The sequence below is a fragment of the Mesorhizobium sp. M1078 genome (assembly GCF_040318615.1).
Lineage (GTDB): Bacteria > Pseudomonadota > Alphaproteobacteria > Rhizobiales > Rhizobiaceae > Mesorhizobium.
On sequence record NZ_JAMYMP010000041.1, the window covers coordinates 1 to 18,000 of the forward strand.

Here is an 18,000-nt window from a genome sequence, read left to right on the forward strand (position 1 = left end):
TCGCCTCTGTCGTCGTGGCGCTCCCATGAAGAACCTGGCCCATAGCGCATCCTTTGATTCGGACGAAAAGTATGCGCCATCAAAGCCTGGGATCAAACACCTAGGGAGGATTGCAGGACGGAAAACATTAAGGATTTCTGCCATGACAATGTTGTTCGAACCACTCGACTCTGAAGGTTACAAGCGCAGCGTGGTCTACCATGCCGCACGCTTGTCCATGCTCCACAATCGAATGCTGAAGCGTTTCGAGAAGGTCGATAAAGCGGCTGAAAAGGTTGAAGCCGAGGTGGAGCTGTTTGATGAAGCTGTTCGCACTCTCTACGAATGAGCGGCATGTTGACCGCCGACGTTCCTGCTAGCGCGTATACGGGCGCGGGGTTCACCGTTGCTCCACCAGGCGATGTCGCGCCGCGGATTTGGGCTTGATAAGCATGATCTAATGTATACGATTCACCCAGCCGGCCTGGCTCCCCCGCCATCGGGCCGGTCAGGCCCGACGGTTCAACGCACCACCCCAAACGACTGTCGGGCCGCCAGGACGCTCACTGCGCAGCCGGGTTCATGCTTTGCCTTTTTTTCTCGAAAAGCGCGAGCTTGGTCATATAACCAATTCTGATTTTTGCATGGCATTGGGTGCAGTTGAAGTTGGATATCACCTTCAACCACGATCCCTTTTTTATGATGACATGAGAACAGTTTGGACATTCCAGTTCCAGGTACTCGTCCCCCATATCGTTTGAAATCGGCACTACGACACTCCCCAACAGTTGCCCGTGAAACTTGCGCTTCGAGATCGGCCGGCACCTCCGTGCTCAAACCCCGAACGTGGGTCCTTGGCAGATGTTCCGCAATCCGACCTCTGGCGACCGGGATCGGACCTAAGTCCAAATCGCCGCAACAGGCCGAGAAGTGGAACCCCGGCGGATGCTTTTTGAACGCTGAATTTCCGTCCTCGCCGGTCGTAGTCCGCCGTCCTCATGGCCAAAGCGCCAATGTTGCCCTTTGTGAGACTGACCTCGTCCGGCCTACCAGGTCGCCAGGGCGCAACTCCGGTAATAATGCGGCGGAGCGAATGTCAGCGCGAAGCTGTGCGCAGGGACGCCAACTCGCTGACAGCAGCAAGGATGACAGCATCGGTTGCCGGCTTCGGCAGGAATCTGCAGTCGCGGAAAGCCGCGGGAACGTCGGCGGGGCCAAATCCCGACAAGAAGGCAAAGGGGATGCCTCGCGCCTGCAATATCCTCGCCACCGGCAGACCCGTTTCACCGTTCAGCTGGATGTCTAGCAACGCCACGTCAATCTTGTCCGATTCGACAAGACGCAGAGCGGCGGATACCGACGGCACAGGTCCGACCACCTGATAACCGGCGCGACGCAGCCGCGCGGCAGTGTCCTGCGCGACTAGCCATTGATCCTCAACAATCAGAACACTCACGCTTTCGCTCACGGCCCCTCTCTGCGATTGACCGGAAATGAGATGTCGATCCGAGACCTTCGGACAGTTGTTTCGACATGTCCGCAAACCTATAGGTAACCTCTCCATGCAGCAAGGTGAGGCTGATGCTGGAGCGGAGGCGCTTCCACCGACCACTTGCTGAATTACCGGAGCCGAAGATTAGCGCGTCAATGGAGCTGCGGTCCGCGCCTCCGCTCCATCAGAGTTGGATAGGCGTTTACCCCTCTCCACGATCCACAAAATCTAAAAGCCGCCGTACCACGCCATTGGCTCTTCAAAGCATGAGCAGCACCTCTCTCTCCATCTTGGGCGACCTGAGATTGCAATCGGTCAATGAGCGTCAGAAGTGCGATGCACCGAGTTTGTGCCTGCAGTTTTTCGAAGGAAAGGCTTGAGAATTCATGATTTCGGAGCAGGTTTGGCTGGCGCATGAGCGCCGCAGATCTATACTGGGGAGATCAAGCGATGGGGTCGGCCATGAGCAAAGAGTTCAGTGTAGCTGATGCCTATGGCGCCGGCCGCGCCATGTTCATGGGACTTGAACTGCTGGTTTCGCCCGGTGCGCTCGTCCCCAGACCCGAGACCGAGTTGCTCGGCAAGACCGCGCTTGGTGTGTTGCATCAGATGAACCTGCCGGCTCCGCGCATAGTTGATATGTGCTGCGGCACTGGGAATCTGGCGTGCGCGATCGCCTACCATGTGCCCAGCGCCCTTGTCTGGGCAAGCGATCTCACCGATGAATGCGTCGAAACGGCACGCCGCAACACCTCACATCACGGCATGGCTGAGCGTCTTTCGGTGCTTCAGGGCGACTTGTTCGACTCTCTCATCGGCCTTGGGCTAGACGGAACTATCGACGTAATCGTCTGCAATCCGCCTTACATTTCTGAAAAGCGGCTCGAGGGCGACCGCGCCCATCTGATCGAGCTTGAGCCGCGCGAGGCGTTCGCAGCCGGCCCTTACGGCCTGAGCATTCATATGCGCGTACTGAAAGACGCACCGCGATACCTGCGGCGTGGCGGCATCCTGCTCTTCGAGGTCGGGCTTGGCCAAGACCGACAGGTAGCGGGTCTGCTGGAACGCAGCAAGGCATTCGAGAACATCCGTTCGGTCTCGAACGAAGCGGGCGAGGGCCGGGTGGTTCTGGGGCAAGTCAAGTCGCAGGCATGAATCCTGCGACAGTCAGACCAAATACGGGCTGCTCTGGGCGTAACGCTTACCCATCAGTTCATTTTGCGGATGATGTATTGCTCGATCCCCTGGATGGAATCGAGGTTTTCAGGCAGAAGTTCGCTATCCTCGACGGTAATGCCAAAGGTCTCCTCGATGAAGCCGATAATCTCAAGCACACCCGTCGAGTCGACAATGCCTTGATCGAGCAAGGATGCGTCATCCAGCAATGCCTTGACGTCGCTGACGTAGAAATTTGAAACCAAGAAACTACGAATCTGCTCGCTGTAGATTCCGGTGCGTTCCTTGATGGTCAACATGAATTCGTCCTCCGTGGCGTCACCATTAAATCAGCGACTTGGTTCTGGCCCCGCATCATGACAGCGCCGTTTTCTTGAGTTTTCCCGTGTCCGTCATCGGCAGGTTCGCCACAACGACGATGGATTTCGGGACCATGAAGTTTTCCAGACGCTTCTGGCACTCCTTCTGCAGTTCCCTTTCGCCAATGGCTCTTCCATGCTCCATCACCACAAAGGCTTTCACCGCTTGCCCGAGGAGCTCGTCGGGAACACCGATGACAGCCGCTTCCCGGACTCCTGGAATGTCCATGAGTACGTTTTCCACTTCCCTTGGCGCCACCTTCTCGCCTCGCGACTTTATGATCTCATCCCCACGGCCAACGAAGTAGAGGTAACCCTCCGTATCCATCCGGCAGTAGTCGCCGGTGTATAGGACCTGCTCGCCGGGCAGCGGGCCGGGTTTGAGTTTCCTGGCCGTTGCCTCGGGCTTGCCCCAATACCCGTTCATCACCGTTGCGCCGCGAATGACGAGTTGGCCGACAACGCCTGGGCCTATCCGCCTGTCATGCTCGTCAACGATCCACATCTCCGTATTCGGGATTGCGATCCCTACGCTCAATGGCTTTCGCTCGAGGTCCTCTGGCGGCAAATAGGTGCAACGTTTGCATTCGGTGAGACCGTACATCGAATAGATGCGTGCACCCGAAAACAGCTCGCGAAGCATGAAAATATGCTTGAGGGGTAGGGCTGCCGCAGTGTTTGTGACGTAGCGGATGCTCGAGAAATCCTGGTCTTTGAGGGACCTGAGTTCGGAGAGTGCGGCAAAGATTGTGGGCACGCCGGGAAAGCCCGTAACTCCCTCCTGCCTGATCAACCCGAGGATCTGTGCCGGGAAAGCGAACGAGCGTTCGAGCACCAGCCGGGCGCCGGTACGAAAAGCCATGATCATCTGGTACAGTCCATAATCGAAGGCGAGGGGTAGGACATTGAGGATCACCTCGTCCTCGGCAATCGCCAGGTAGGAAGCGACAGACGCGCACGCGGCCATCATGTTTCTGTGCGTCAGCATCACGCCCTTGGGTTCGCCCGTCGACCCGGACGTGTAGATGATGGCTGCCAGATCAACATCGATGCACTGCCGTGCCGGCGGCGTATCCGCGCCATTGGCGAGGGCGGCGTCCCAGCGCACGGCAAACGGCAGCTGGGCGAGTTCGACGTCGTCGATCGGTCCCGATACGATCACCCGCAGAAGTGACGGGCAGCCGCGCGCCGGCTCGCGGAAGATCGCTTGCAGATGGCCGTCCGTGATGAGCGCCGTCGGCCGGCAGTCGTTGAGCAGATAATCGAGCTTGTCGCTCTTGGTGAGCGGGTTGACGATGCACACCACCGCATTCGCCTTTAGCACCGCCCAGAAGCTAACCACCGTCTCGACGGTGTTGTCGGCGAAGATCATCACGCGATCACCGCGAACGACTCCGGATGCGGACAGGTCCCAGGCGATCGCGTTGGCTCGCGTTTCGAGTTCGAGGTAGGTGACACGCTGCCTGTTGCACACCAGCGCCACCTTACTTCCGTGTCGGACGGCGGAATGGGCGAGGTAGTCATGCAGCAATGGTACGGCATCATGCAACATACAGGCGCTCTTCCCGATGTTCGCAGTCGACGTCGACGCTGAGCGTGCATTCGAGCGTTGCACTGGGACAACCCGCGACGAACTGCTGATGAAGAAGTTGGGTCGACAACACGCCGACCAGCGCCATGTTGTCGGCATTGGACAGGTCGCCATCGCCAGTTCTGGCCTGGCATTTGGCAAGCAGGTGCGTGACCGCCTTTGGATCGAAGACATTCGCCTCGCGCAGGGCCGTCTGCGAAACCGCCTCGCGAGCGTAATCCGGAGCGTCTGCGCCGACGAAGCAAAGCGCGTTGGGCGCACGGAAGGGCTGCTTCTTGCGGGCTATGATCTCGGAGGGCAGGATGGGTGCCGCCATGCGCTTCAGCACGTGCTTCTCATCGAGGCCGCGGAGTTTGAAGGAGGGCGGCAGCGAATTCGCGAGCCTCACAAGTTCATCGTCCAGGAACGGGAAGCGGCCCTCGACGGAGTGAGCCATCAGCATCCTGTCGCCTTGCGAGGAGAGCAGATAGCCCGACATCAGTGTTTGGACCTCGAGATACTGGTCCTGCGCAAGAGGGCCCCAACGGGCAAACTGCGCGGGCAGACGGGCGAGCAACTCGGACACGGCGTCGCGGCCCTGCGTTTGAGCGCGCATGTCGGTCGTAAACAAGCGCTTGATGGCCCTGGTGGTTTGCCAGCGCGTTTCATGAGCAAAGCCCGGCGCGTCGTAAGCCTGAATATTTCGCCCGAAGAACTGACGCGCCATCGCCTGCTGTTGCACCGGCGAGCGGGTGAGATAGGGGTAAAGGCGTTCCAGGAGCCGAGAGCGGCGTGTCGATGTCGGGTGGCGCCCCCAGAAGCGGCGGACCTTGCCTTCGCGGAACAGGTCGTAGCCGGCGAACATTTCGTCAGCGCCTTCGCCGGTCAGCACGACCTTGATGCCACGCTCGCGCACCAGGCGCGAGAGCAGGAAGAGCGGCGCCGGGGCAGTCCTCAGTATCGGGCGTTCGGTGTGTTGGATTACCTCCGGAAAGATTCCGGCGATATCTCTGCGCGAAACGACCACTTCATGGTGCTCACTGCCGATCGTCTCGGCAACCATTCGCTGGAAGCGGGTCTCGTCATATTCGGCGTCGGCAAAACGCAAGGAGAAGGTTTGGGAGCGATCGCCCGCGAAGCGCCTCGCGAGCGCGGCCACAAGCGAACTGTCCAGCCCTCCGGAGAGGTAGCACCCGACAGGCACGTCTGCGCGCGCCATTCTGAGCGCCGTCGCGGCCTCAAGAGCGCTAGATACGCGGTCCACCGCGTCATCGCTGGACCCGGTGAACTCGCCCTGCCGCGATCCGAACTTGTCGGGATAGGAAGGCTGCCAAAAAATCCGCTCACGAACGGTGCCATCCTGATAGATGCGGACATGACCCGGCTCGAGTTCGTTGATCCCGTGGAAAACTCCTTGCGGCGGAACGACCGTCCAGAGCGTGAACGTCTGATCGATGCCGGCCGGATCAAAGGCGCGAGGTATGGTTCGATCGGCCGCGAAAATGGCTTTCACTTCGCTGGCGAAATAAAGCCGGTGCGCATGCTCGCTGAAATACAGCGGGCAAATGCCGAAGCGGTCGCGCGACAATATGAGACGATTGGCCACTGAATCCCAGATCGCAATTGCCCATTGGCCGTTCATCCGCTCGAAGGCCGTTTCTCCCCACTCACGATAGGCGTGTAGCGCGACCTCCGTGTCGCTGCGGGTTCGGAAGCGGTGGCCGAGCGCCGTGAGTTTTTCACGCAATTCGACGTAGTTGAATATCTCGCCGTTGAACACGATCCACGTCGTATCGCCTGTGTCCGCCATCGGTTGCTGGCCACTGGAAAGATCGACGATGGACAGGCGCACATGCGCCAGCCCCGCGCGTCTGTCCCGGTAGAGACCGCGCCCGTCGGGGCCGCGATGCGCCAGCGCGCCCATCATCTGCATCAGCGCCTGCCGCGAAGGAAAAGCCGCTGTGGCATTCAGCGCCACGATTCCAGCGATGCCGCACATGCTCGGTCAATCTCCGCCTTCGGCGGACAGCAAAGGCCGCGCGTGAAGATAGTGGGCCGCCCTTCGTTTCGCTTCGATGTCCTTAAACACTTTCTGAAGCTGGGGCTCGGTGAGGCCAGCAACCGCCGCGAGCTCATTGCTGGCGATCCCGTGGTTCAGGCCGTAGAGGCATAGATCCATCAGGTGATAGGGCAGCGCGAAATAAAATTCTTCCTGGCTTTGGGTCATGGAAAAGGTGTCGGTGGTCGGTTGCCGCTGCCGGATTTCATCATCCACCTCGAGATATTCCGCGAGTTGATAAACCTGGGTTTTGTAAAGGTGAACGATCGGCATCACGTCGGCGGCTCCGTCGCCCTGCTTGACGAAAAAGCCCTGGTCGTACTCGAGGCGATTTGGAGTGCCGACAACCGCGTATTTGAGGCGGTCGGCGTGATAGTATTCCGTCATCTTGCGCAGGCGCTGCTTGTAGTTTGTCGCAGCAACGATCTGCAGATAGGCAGCTGGCGGCAGACGCACGGTATATACTTTACCCTGCGGATCCTGGACCGTGAGGCGGGTTATGTTGAGCCCGCTGCTCTCCAGAACCGACGCGATCACCAGCTTGCATTTCCACCCTTCCCCATAATCGGGAACGATGGTCTGGATCGCCTCGATCTGTCGGCGGTAGGCCCCAATAGCCTCCAGGGCCGGTGCTATGTCCTCAAGGACGCTTTCAATGCCAAGCTGTGCCGCGACGCGGCGGCCAAGTCTCAGCGAGTCGCCGGAAGAATCCCGCTCCGGCATGAACAGTCCCAGGACCTTGTCTTTCCCGAACGCGCGCATGCACAAGGTCGCGACGACGGAGCTGTCGATACCGCCGGAAAGACCAACAACCACGCCGCGACGATGCAGGGTGCCGAGAACCTGAGTGCGCAAGGTGTCAACGATGCGATCGACCTCCGCGCGGGCATCGAGCGTCAGCATGTCCTTGCTGAATTCCGGAATTATGTCGATGACAAGTCCTCCCTTTTGCGAGATTCGGCGGGGGAATAGGTCTGCACGATGGCCGTCTCGATAAGCGGACGGTTGGTGGCAAGGTTTGGTTCGACGACAAGGTCGATGTGGCTGCCCTTGATCGAAATGACGTCCAGGTGTGCCAAGACGCTGTCCCAGCCCAAGGCCCGCGGCATCCCCTCCCTGCGACATCGGAACAAGGTACCGGAGAGGGGCAGAGCCGGTTTCGATGCCTCAAGCCACTGGAAGAATGACTTCGCCCTTAAAACCTCCTGCATTTCCAGTTTGGTCCTGAAGATCGTCGGGTTGAACTCTCCATTGGCAAATCTGTCCAGAATCCTGGCCAGACGCGCTTCGCCGCCCACGGCCACGGTGATCTTCGCAAGGGCTCTGCAAGCCATCCGGTGCGCGGATATGCGGTTGGTGCGAATACGATAGAACGTACGGGTAAGTGTCTCCCAGTGGTTGCTCGGCTCGTCCAGAAGGCTCGTGTCGAGGATGCCCAGGAACCGCACCGTTCGCCCGGCGTTCATGAGCCGTGCGGCAACCTCGAATGCAACCGCGCCACCCAGAGAATGGCCGAGAAGTCGCACGGGGCCCGCAGGTTGGATGCGGCTTATCTGCTCGAGTGCGGCGCCAGCCATGGCGCTGAGGGTGTTGTGTCCGTCCAGTATCGCCGCAAGGCTCGGATATCGGATCGGGTTTACACGGGCGACTTTCCCCATGGCGGCTGCGAACGCAGCCAGGCTCGGACCATAGCCAACGGACCCTGGAAACAGGAAAAGAACCGGGGGGTGGTGCTTCTTTTCGCGCCCTTCGCCCGACCGTGCAGAGACGACCGCCTCAACCATCTCGTCCAAGCTCATGCCGACGGTGAATGCCTCGAGGCCCAGCTCTTGCCCGATGGCGTTTTCGATCGCCATGACGCAGTGCAGCAGCTGCAGCGAATCTCCTCCAGCATCATCCCAGTTTCCCGCGGCAGTGCCTGTGTTGAGAACCTGCGTCCACGCGTGCTGCACTATTTGACGCGTGTCCTTTGCTCCTCCGGCGGGCGGAGCATCGAGAGTGGACGACGGGGCGGCTTGCGCCCTCCTTCCGTGCGAACGATCTATCTCGGCCAGTGTTGCCAAATCGACCTTACCTCCCGACAGGCGTGGGATTGCGTCAACGGTGTGCAATCGCAAGGGACGCAATGGTGCCGGCAAGGTCATTCTGAGGAGCTGGCGAAGGTCGTCTGCAAAAGCGCCGCCTGCGAAGCGCTGGGGAACCGCGAAGGCGATGAGTTCCTGCGCGGCCGTTACCATCACCACGGCATCCGCCACTGAAGGCGCGCAACGCAAGACCCGTTCGAGTTCGGCGGGCTCGATGCGTCGACCATTGATCTTGATCTGGCGCCCTTTGCGGCCGACGATCCTCAAGATGCCATCATCGTCCAGCCGAACGAGGTCCCCGGTCGAAAAAAGCCGAGCCTCGGGATCGTCGGGGTCCGGCTGCGCGGGAACGACCACTCCGTTCTCCCAATGACCAAGCAGGACATAGCGGCTTTTGATCAGAAGCTCTCCACTCTCGCCTGGCCCTACATTGCACTCCGCTTCGTCGACGATAGCGAATGTCATACCAGGGAGCAGCCTGCCGACGGGAACCGACGCGTCTTGCTCGGGCCAGTCAGGCGGCAAGAACCATTGCGAACCGATGGTTTCAGTCGATGAGTAGCCGATCTGGATCAGGCACTGGTCCGAAACGGCTTTGCGCAGCAAAGCGATGTCTGCCCATGACACTTTCTCCCCACCGATCCGGGCCACTCTGAGCGGCCAGGAAGCGTCGGCGGGCGCCTCGGCCAGGAGGGCTCGAAGCAGTGCCGGCACAAGATAGGTGATCGTCACACCTTCGGACTGCAATCGAGCGCGCGCAGCGCGCAGGCCGACAGCCTCCACCTCGAGAAGATGCAATGTGGCGCCCGTCAGCAGCGCCGCAAAGATCTCCCGGCAACCGGCGATCGTGGCTGGCCCGGTCAGCGGCAGGAAAACGTCATCCGCGCTGATATGGCACGCATCGACATATTGCCGGACCCGCCAGAGCAGGCTGCGTTGGCTGTTGACGATTCCCTTGGGGCGCCCGGTGCTACCTGAAGTGTAAAGCACCAATGCAGGCGCATCGACCGAAACGATAGGGGGCTTGGGCTGCTGTTCTGGGTGTTGATCGTTGGGCGCCACGGCGGCGGCAATATCGATCCAGACGATCTCTTGGGCTAGTTCGACCGGGCGAACATTTTCGGCGCCTATAATCGCGCCGAGCCGCGCGGCACTGACTATACCGAAAATGCGAGAGGCGGGATCTCTTGTGTTGAGCGGAACCGAAGGCCGTCCCGCCGTCATGCTCGCCAACATCGCCACAGGATACCAAGCGGAGTTTGCTTGCAGGATGCCGATGGCCTGCCCTTCGGGGACGACGGCACTGATATGAGTTGCCAGCGTCTCGACCTCCCGGAAAAGCTCAGAAAAAGTCAGGCGGTTGGCGCCGTCGCTGATTGCGAGCTTGTCAGGATACCGCCTGGCGACGTCTCCAAGGTGGTCGAAGATTGGAATGTCCGCAAATTGGGCACCCATCTGTCGGTAACGGCGCCAGACTGGCCCCCCTTGGTCAAGGTCATATTCGGGAACGACTGACCACCTTCGGGTGGGTCGCAGATCCACCTGCAGGTTTTGATTTGCCACTTCCGAATGCAAACACACTGAGGACATTCAGGGCCCCGCCAAGCTGACGGTCGAACATCGCTCGCCGCGGAGATCTTTTCATCAATCATTCGGATGATGCCTCGATCTTGCCTAGCCAGCGCTTCCCGAGCGTCCTTCAGAAGTTTTGCAACGGCTCACCTAGCGCAATCGCGATGAATCGGCAGGCGCCGCGAGGATCCGGGGGTGCCCAGATATTCACGACTGGAACGGTCATTCAAATGAACGTTGGTGTGATCTGAAATCTGGATAAGCTTTGATCCGCAGGTGAATGACTGCTTTTTCGAAGGCGCTTAGGCATTCCGCTATGATCATCGAGCTGTTTGGACCGCCTGGTGCCGGCAAGACCACGCTTCTTCGCGGCCTCTGCCAGGGCCTGGCGAAACACGGTATCAACGTGAAGACAGTGAACGGGTACCGTCTGATTGAACATGGATCGGCTCAGGATGATGGTCCCGAGATCCGCCACGGCATAGGGCGAATTGGCAAAAAAATTGCCACATCCGCTCCTGTCTTGCTGTCGACCTTGCCAAAGGACAGTGTCGCGGCCCGGCTTCTGACATCAATCCCTCTTCGAAGCCGCGTGTGGTCATGGCGTATGAAGGTCGACATCGCCCAACTGTGCCAGTCCTGGCGCCAAGCGCGGGAGTCGTCCGGTTGCTTCATCTTCGAAGAGGGCATGATTCAGGCTTTGTGTGCGCTGGGCGTGCTGGCTAGAACTCCAAGGCTCGACGCGGTTCGCAAGTGCCTGGCGTTCCTGCCGCGGCCGGACCTCGTCGTGCAGCTCGACGCGCCTCAGGAAACTTTGCGCCGCCGTCTCGAGGAGCGGTATGCGCAGCAACCGCTCCTCGAGGTTATCCTGTTCGAACTAGGCGTGGACAGGGGATTGCGGCAGGCCGAGATCTCAAGAGAGGTCGGCGAGTGCTTGCGCCAGGACCGATGGCCCTTGATACAAGTCAATGATGCTGAAGCTCACGACGTGGACAGGGTCATCGCGCGCGTCCTGGGAGAGCATGTTCGGAATGCAGCCCTGGCTGACCCATGACGCATTGTGCATTACGTTTGGCGCCAAGCTGGGGCAGCATCTGCCGCAAAACGCGCAATCATGTCGTATCGCGCTGATCGAGCACTTCGAGCATGGTCGTCAACATGCTTCCGACTTCCTCGGAGATTTCCTCGGGGCGGATTCCCGCCCTGAGGGCATCCGCCGTTGCCTGGTCCGCAAGTTTCGCTGCCAGAGCCGGATCGGCCTTGGTATAGGGTGGGATCTTATCTTCCACCCATTTCTGCAGGAATTCGATGCCGCGTGCGCTCATGCTGAATAAAGCCCAGCGGGGCCTATTTGGTTCCATCGAGCTATATTCAAGAGAACGTCAGGCCGTCTGGATCAGGCCTGAAGTTCCCGAGGTCACGTTACGATGAACGAGGACGCCGTCAGAGCCAGATGCGGAGATAGAGTGGCAAATTGGATCTGATGATGTGCGCCGCCCAACCCATCGCTGTCGAAAGAAAGCGCACCAGTCGTGCTGTTGTAGACGATGTGATCGCTGCTGTCATGCGCAGCCCTGCCGGCATGGAATGCCGAAGAAGGAAGGGCGCCGGTATGCAGGCCGGCAAACACAGTGTGGTCGAGCTGGATCTTGTCGTGGCCCACGTTGAAATCGGTGACCTTGTCGACATTGCCGACCTTGAGAGCGGAATTGAAGACAAAGACGTCGTTGCCGCCATGTCCCGTCAGGACGTCTCTCCCGCCACCGCCGTTGATAGTGTTGCTCCCGGCATTGCCATCAATGGTTTGGGCGAACTCGTTTCCCGTGAGGTTGATGGCGGTAGTGCCCGACTTGCTCGTGGTCGCAAGATGCTCGATCTGCGAACCGGCCGACAGCGCGTAACTCACCGATGCCAGCACGCTATCGTTGCCGCTGTGCCGCAGTTCCACCACCTTGTCGCCGGCGTTGTTGACATAATAGGTGTCGTTATAGCCCCGGCCGTTCATCGTGTCCGCGCCAGTGGTGCCGTGAAGTACATCCGCGCTACCCGTGCCGTAGAAAATGTGATGGGTCATCGAAGGCACGGTGCTGGGCGGGGGTCCGCTGCTGGTCGGCGGCACGCTGCTGGGCGGCGTGACATCGCCGGTCGGCGGCACGCTTGCAGCGCTTTGATTATGCTGCAGGAAAAAAGCCTTCAGCGCCGGCGAGTTTCCAAGCGCGGTATCGCCCTGCTGGGAGCCCCAAGCATAGGCGTAGTCGAAGGCCGGTGATGGAATCAGCTTGGCAAAATGGTCCATCATGGTCTGTTCCTGAGCCGCCGTTGGTACGACATATTGGCCACCCGTGTCAGTCTTGTAGTTGCCGCCGCCAAACGCTTGGTAGCCAGGGATCATCTGGCTCACCGGAATGCCCGCAGCCTTCGCGGCAGCGACGTACCGGTCGATCATGTTGTAGTCGGCGACGCCACCAGTGCGCACCGGATAGGCATCCACCCCGTAATAGTCGATATGCGTGTTGCCGGGATTGTACGTATTGGTAAAATCAGGATTCGCGGACGTCCCCAAGCTCATCATGGTGATATAGGTCTTGGCGCCCGGCACATGAGAATGGATCCAGTCGGATTCCGCCTTCAGATTGGCGGCGCTGGCGTAGGTACCCCATTTCCCGGTCGGGTCCGGCTCGTCAACGAGGAAGAAACCAAAAACTTTCGAATTCCCGATGAAAGGCGTGACTTTCTGGATAAAGGACGAGGATGCCCCGTTGACCTCGTCTAGCCAGACCAAGCCTTTCATGCCGGCCGGCAGTGCATTGAGCTGGTCAACGGATGAAACATCAGCCAGATTGAAGCCGGCCGTCGCGATGTCCGCGCCTGATCCACCCGACGTGTAGTGAAGAGTTGTCATGCGCGTTCCTTCAAATGATTCGACGCCTCCCCCGCGTTTACGTACTTGAGGGACACATTAGCGACAAATCACATACATGCATCCCCTGAGAGATTTTTTGATCGTCGCTGTACGCACAGCGCGCCGTTCGACGCAGCCGCGACAAAGAGTCTTCACTGAGCGCCGGGCTCTGCTTGCGTCATTGCATCAGAGCCCGAGCAGAGCCATGGAGCGCGGTCGAACTAATGTGCGGGCGAGGTCGGCCGCATGTGCTGCGAGGCCGGCGCGAGGCGATATATTGCGGACGTCAAGCCGCGGATGAGCGGCTTGCGTATCGGAGCTTCGATGAAACGCCAAATGAGAAAGGAGGCAAAGAGAACCCCAGCCAACACGAAGAAGAATGCGGGGTCTTTGCCGACATGCGGCGCCAACGCGTTTAGCGAAACGTAACCAATGTACTGATGCAAAAGGTAAAGCGGATAGGTCAATCCACCGAGCATCAAGACAGTCTTGGAAGGTGCGACAACGTAGCGAAGCAGTATGGAGCCGGCGAAGATTCCGTAGACCACCAAATTAGCCGTGAAAAGAGCAGGATACGAAATGGCTGTTCCATAGTGCTCCTGCATCCACGCATGGGGGAGCATGATCGTACGGCAAGACACCCCGAACGCGACGGCAAGAAGAAGGAACGCAAGTGGCGAGCGGCCTCTTGCCACGATGTCTTCGGAGAGGATGCCGGCAGCAAAAAAGGGTGCGTAGTCTGTAATCAAGACAAGGCGTATCACCGTGCTCCCGAAGAAGAATTCGTTGATTACCGAAACTGCGAGCCATGCGGCAGCGATGGGTAGTTTCCAGCGCTGAAAGGCACCCGCCAGCATCAGCACCGCAACCCAGCAGTAGAACAGGATCTCGAGCATGATCGACCAGTAGACGCCATCCATGGACTTCCTACCGAAGATACGGGCGAACATGGAGAGATTGGCGACGTAGGTCGTTGCATCGGTTGGAAGACGCTGGTCTTTGGCAATGACGAGAACAACAAACGTTGCTGTCATGCAGACTAAAAACCCGGGATAAAGCCGGGCGAAACGCGCGACCGCGAATTCTTGCCAGGTACGGCCTTCGGCCGACCAGGCGATGACGAAACCGCTAATCAGAAAAAACAGATTGACACCGAGGTTACCATAGATGGCGTAAGGCGCGGCGGCAGGGTAACTCACGTCGAGATTTCCGGCTATCGCGCCGCGGAAAAGGTAATGATAGAGCACGACTGCCAGAGCTGCAATCAAGCGCAGCAGGTCAAGTGATGCCATGCGTGACGAACTGCCCTTGCTGATAAGTTCCATTGTCGCCTCTAGGGCCACTCCTTGGCGCGCCAATCAGTAATGCTAAAATGCCACGCTAGGCCGTTGTCTTCTCGAGTATGAACAAGTGCTCGCAAGACAGGAGGGGGAGTACACTGAAAGAACCTACCAGGCTGAGCCCTGCCTCCGCGAAATCCTGTCGTGCGACATTGAAATTGACCGGATGAGGCGCTGACATCTTCCCGGTGATCATCTTTCGCAGCCTTAATCGTATTCTCTGGAATCGGGAAGCAAGGCCGTAGGAAACGATTACGCGGCGGCTGGCAACGCGCGCCAGTTCATTGATGATGTCACGCCTAAGATGTGGCGGGATGAGGTGCATTAGGCGTAGGCAGATCACCGTGTCAAAGCTTTCGTCGCCGAACGGCAACTGGGTCACGTCGCACCGGATGAAACCCCGAAATCCAGACTGGCTCTCATACGCTGTCTTGGCCAAGGCCATCATTTCAATCGAGATGTCCGCGGCAAGAACCTGACAGTCGTGCCGACCCAACACTTCCGCCAGCTTCCCGGTTCCGCATGGGATATCGAGCACCCGAGCCGGAAGCGGGGAGCACCTCTCCAGCGCCTTGGCGATGCAATTCTGCTCCCGTCGCGCGATGACATAGGATGCTAACGTCGACAGCTTGAGGCGACCCGCATATCCATCAAGGTATCGGCTCGCAAAGCTCGGATTTTGATACCTGTATTTTGTCGCGCTCTCATAGGCCGCGACGTCGGTGTCGTGATCGATCGGTTTAATGGTCGGTGCCCTCGATACGGCCTGAGCAATCTTCAAATCCGCGGTCATCGGCTCACTTTCGCTTTTGTCTTCACTTGCCCGGAACTCGTAACTGCTTAGCCAAAATCCAAATGACCGTTGGCGGCTCGGAAGTTCATCCGACCGAATCGGAAGTTCATCCGACCGAATGCGTCCATCGCGAAAGCGAGGCTTCCAGACGTCGCCACGTTTTGCATCCCTCGAATGGATGAAGACTTACCCGAAGGTGACGTTACCGTGCTCCCCTCACAGATGCACCGCGGCGAGCTCCCGATCGGCCTTGTCGGAAGTGGGAGGAACGGAAAGCGGATGGGGGACGAATCCAGAAAGCCGGTGACGGAAACGATGCGATCGGAACGCCAGCGCGCGACGTCAGCAATACCCATTTTCCACGATTTGGCGCCTGACGACTTCGAGCTGAACGGCTTCAAAGGGATTTTCGAGCCACCTGGCCAGCAACCGTCCGCCAAGGGAAGCACCGGCAGCCGTGGTTTGACCCGACGGCTCTCTCACGCAAGCGTTTGGGCCTTGTTTATTTACGCGGCGGGTGCCGGGTTGACCTTCGTAACCCAGATCGTCATCGCGCGCCTGGTGGGCGTGGAGAGCTTTGGAACTTTCACGTACGTGTTCGCCTGGATCACACTCTTGTCTTATGGCTCCACTCTCGGTTTTCACGTGGCAGTTTTGCGATTCGTGCCTGCGTACGAGGCAACAAACCAATTTCCGATGGCGCTTGGATTCATCCATTTTGGATCCAGGGCCTGCATCACAGTGGCATTTCTGATCGCGGCTGTTGGCGCGCTGATCGTGATCCGGTGGCCTCACCATCTGGATCCGGAACTTGCCATCAGTGTGTTGATAGGCTTGGCGACGCTTCCGCTGATCACAATCTATCTCACTGGTGCAGGTGTCGTGCGAGCCTTTGGAGGAGTAATTTCCGCGCTCCTTCCCGAACGCATTGTACGCGACGGATTTATGCTCACCCTGCTCGGCCTCGCGGTTTTGTTCACGCCGTGGCGGCTGGACGCGACGACTGTGATGTGGATGCTGCTGATCAGTTCAGCCGTCGCAGCCATGATAACGGGTTTCAGTGTCTGGCGCCTGTGGCCCTCCGGCTTGAGTGCCGCGCCGCCGACCTATGCCTTCCGGGATTGGTGGCCTTCGCTTCTTCCCATCATGATCATGACATTTGTGGACGTCCTGATGAACCGCACGGCGGTTATGCTGCTCGGAAAGATCGGGTTCATAAAGGGGGCCGGAATATTCGCGGTCGGGTCGAACATCGCGTTGCTTCTCACTTTGCCGCGGGTGGCCGTGAGCACCGCATTCGCCCCCGCTATCTCGCGCCTGTTCGCGCGCAAGGACATGACAGGGCTCCAAGCATTGTTCGCAAGAGCCACCATATTGTCCTTTGCGGGTGGCGTGGCGCTGGCGCTCCCACTCCTTGTGTTTACCGAACCGGTGTTGCGTGCGTTTGGCGGTGAATTCACCTCGGGGGCGCTCATAGCTCGGATTTTGGTAGTTGGGCAGCTATCCGCGGCCGCTGTCGGGCCGCAGCAGCAACTTTTGACAATGACAGGCCACGAGCGCGCCTCCGCTATAATGATGTCCGTCGCGGCGATCATTAATGTCCCGGGTTGCATCCTGGGTATTTCGTTGGACGACACGGTTGGAGCAGCCATTGCCACCAGCGCCACGGTGGTTTTCTTGAGCATTTGTCAGGCGGCCTATATCCGCTCCCGGTTAGGGATTCACCCCGGATTGATCTGGGCGATTAGAAATGTACGCGAAGGCGTGATGGCCGATCAACGCGACAGAAAGAGGAATTATCCGAAATAAGACTATCTAGGAACGAGATCTGTACGATGTTGTTCGTGTTGAAGGCTATCTTCTGGTTTGGATTGAACAATGATCCTTGAGTTATTTGGGCCTTCTGCTGCCGGCAAGACGACCTTCGCTGCCGAATTGGTGCACGTTCTTCAAAGCCAGGGATACACCGTCGTGTTACAGCTTGGCGACCGCCGGCATCCGATTAAAAGAGCGGCCCTCAAGCTATTTTCGAGCTTGTATTTGAGATGGATTGAACAGCGCTCCCTGATTGCAGCCATGCTTGCTATTTTTCCGCCTAGGAACAAACTGTGGGCCATTCGTCTGAAGTGGCATCTTGAGATTCTTATCCAAGCTTGGAGCATAGCTCAGGCGTCCGATGACGTAATTTCAATTTTCGACCAGGGAACGGTTCAATCCGTCTCCTCACTCGTCTTGCTAAGCGGCATAACCGATCGCGCGAGTTTGGCGCGCGCTCTTGACATGATGCCTAAACCGGACCTGCTCATCCGCTTGCAAGCGCCGAGAGAAGTTCTGGAGGCGCGCCTTCGGGAACGCCGCCGTTCCCTTGGCATCATCCAACAGCTTCTCGAGGTTGATCTACAGAGCAGCCTTGATCACATTGATCAGGTCAATCTCGTAGTCGAGCAGCTTGAATCTTGCCGACTTCCCATGATTTGCGTCGAAAGCTTGGACCGAAGTGGCCTCACAACCGCTGCCGAAGCTGTTGCACAGCAGGTGCGTGAAAGACGGCACGTGTCACAGGCAAGGTTCCTCGTCACTGGTCTTGAGAGAGACTCGGCTTTGAATCAAACGGCGCCCCACCATCATGTCTGAGATTGGAGATATGGAACTATTCACTCGCAGAAGGCGGAAC

15 protein-coding genes and 1 pseudogene are annotated in these 18,000 nt (G+C 58.7%); 5 read left to right on the plus strand and 11 right to left on the minus strand.

The window, feature by feature from the left end; translation table 11 throughout:
* Nucleotides 1-328 (plus strand): annotated as a pseudogene (locus NKH38_RS29405) (hypothetical protein); the annotation flags it as partial.
* Nucleotides 329-501: 173 nt separating this feature from the next.
* Here the strand turns inward: NKH38_RS29405 and NKH38_RS29410 are convergent.
* Both NKH38_RS29410 and NKH38_RS29415 read right to left on the minus strand, forming a co-directional pair.
* The gene (locus NKH38_RS29410; RefSeq protein WP_155921622.1) at nt 502-705 is read right to left on the minus strand and encodes a hypothetical protein; all 204 of its coding nucleotides are present in this window, start codon (nt 703-705) and stop codon (nt 502-504) included.
* A 370-nt stretch (nt 706-1,075) separates the two neighbouring features.
* Nucleotides 1,076-1,447: a response regulator gene (locus NKH38_RS29415; RefSeq protein WP_023670881.1), complete on the minus strand. Its 372-nt coding sequence runs from the start codon at nt 1,445-1,447 to the stop codon at nt 1,076-1,078.
* 486 nt (nt 1,448-1,933) lie between these two features.
* On the opposite strand from NKH38_RS29415, the gene NKH38_RS29420 reads away from it, so the two are divergent.
* On the plus strand, nt 1,934-2,626 hold the full coding sequence (locus tag NKH38_RS29420; RefSeq protein ID WP_023697126.1) for a N5-glutamine methyltransferase family protein: 693 nt from the start codon (nt 1,934-1,936) through the stop codon (nt 2,624-2,626).
* A 53-nt stretch (nt 2,627-2,679) separates the two neighbouring features.
* On the opposite strand, the gene NKH38_RS29425 is transcribed toward NKH38_RS29420, so the two are convergent.
* From NKH38_RS29425 to NKH38_RS29445, 5 genes are read right to left on the minus strand one after another with little or no spacing between them, the layout of a single operon-like run.
* Nucleotides 2,680-2,946, minus strand: a complete 267-nt coding sequence (locus tag NKH38_RS29425; protein ID WP_023670883.1) for an acyl carrier protein — start codon at nt 2,944-2,946, stop codon at nt 2,680-2,682.
* A gap of 55 nt (nt 2,947-3,001) precedes the next feature.
* Complete coding sequence (locus NKH38_RS29430) at nt 3,002-4,558, minus strand: class I adenylate-forming enzyme family protein (protein WP_023830100.1); 1,557 nt, start codon at nt 4,556-4,558, stop codon at nt 3,002-3,004.
* Complete coding sequence (gene asnB, locus NKH38_RS29435; RefSeq protein ID WP_352764960.1) at nt 4,548-6,575, minus strand: asparagine synthase (glutamine-hydrolyzing); 2,028 nt, start codon at nt 6,573-6,575, stop codon at nt 4,548-4,550. The genes NKH38_RS29430 and asnB overlap by 11 nt, the downstream gene beginning before the upstream one ends.
* A gap of 6 nt (nt 6,576-6,581) precedes the next feature.
* On the minus strand, nt 6,582-7,568 hold the full coding sequence (gene nadE, locus NKH38_RS29440) for an NAD(+) synthase (protein ID WP_502896669.1): 987 nt from the start codon (nt 7,566-7,568) through the stop codon (nt 6,582-6,584).
* Complete coding sequence (locus NKH38_RS29445; RefSeq protein WP_502896668.1) at nt 7,559-10,309, minus strand: AMP-binding protein; 2,751 nt, start codon at nt 10,307-10,309, stop codon at nt 7,559-7,561. The genes nadE and NKH38_RS29445 overlap by 10 nt, the downstream gene beginning before the upstream one ends.
* Before the next feature lie 298 nt (nt 10,310-10,607).
* On the opposite strand from NKH38_RS29445, the gene NKH38_RS29450 reads away from it, so the two are divergent.
* On the plus strand, nt 10,608-11,345 hold the full coding sequence (locus NKH38_RS29450; protein ID WP_031238133.1) for an AAA family ATPase: 738 nt from the start codon (nt 10,608-10,610) through the stop codon (nt 11,343-11,345).
* Between the two features lie 58 nt (nt 11,346-11,403).
* Here the strand turns inward: NKH38_RS29450 and NKH38_RS29455 are convergent, their stop codons facing one another.
* The 4 genes from NKH38_RS29455 to NKH38_RS29470 all read right to left on the minus strand — a co-directional run bounded on the left by NKH38_RS29455 (nt 11,404) and on the right by NKH38_RS29470 (nt 15,326).
* Nucleotides 11,404-11,616 (minus strand): DUF768 domain-containing protein, encoded by a 213-nt coding sequence (locus NKH38_RS29455; protein ID WP_023729581.1) that lies wholly within the window; start codon nt 11,614-11,616, stop codon nt 11,404-11,406.
* A 92-nt stretch (nt 11,617-11,708) separates the two neighbouring features.
* Complete coding sequence (locus NKH38_RS29460; protein WP_023729580.1) at nt 11,709-13,193, minus strand: M10 family metallopeptidase C-terminal domain-containing protein; 1,485 nt, start codon at nt 13,191-13,193, stop codon at nt 11,709-11,711.
* Between the two features lie 221 nt (nt 13,194-13,414).
* Nucleotides 13,415-14,518: an acyltransferase family protein gene (locus NKH38_RS29465; protein WP_023729579.1), complete on the minus strand. Its 1,104-nt coding sequence runs from the start codon at nt 14,516-14,518 to the stop codon at nt 13,415-13,417.
* A 55-nt stretch (nt 14,519-14,573) separates the two neighbouring features.
* Nucleotides 14,574-15,326: a class I SAM-dependent methyltransferase gene (locus NKH38_RS29470; RefSeq protein WP_023729578.1), complete on the minus strand. Its 753-nt coding sequence runs from the start codon at nt 15,324-15,326 to the stop codon at nt 14,574-14,576.
* Between the two features lie 279 nt (nt 15,327-15,605).
* On the opposite strand from NKH38_RS29470, the gene NKH38_RS29475 reads away from it, so the two are divergent.
* Together NKH38_RS29475 and NKH38_RS29480 are read left to right on the plus strand one after the other, a co-directional pair.
* Nucleotides 15,606-17,135, plus strand: coding sequence for an oligosaccharide flippase family protein (locus NKH38_RS29475; RefSeq protein ID WP_198020012.1), 1,530 nt, complete (start codon nt 15,606-15,608; stop codon nt 17,133-17,135).
* Nucleotides 17,136-17,204: 69 nt separating this feature from the next.
* Complete coding sequence (locus tag NKH38_RS29480; protein WP_023729576.1) at nt 17,205-17,960, plus strand: nucleoside/nucleotide kinase family protein; 756 nt, start codon at nt 17,205-17,207, stop codon at nt 17,958-17,960.
* Nucleotides 17,961-18,000 lie beyond the last annotated feature (40 nt).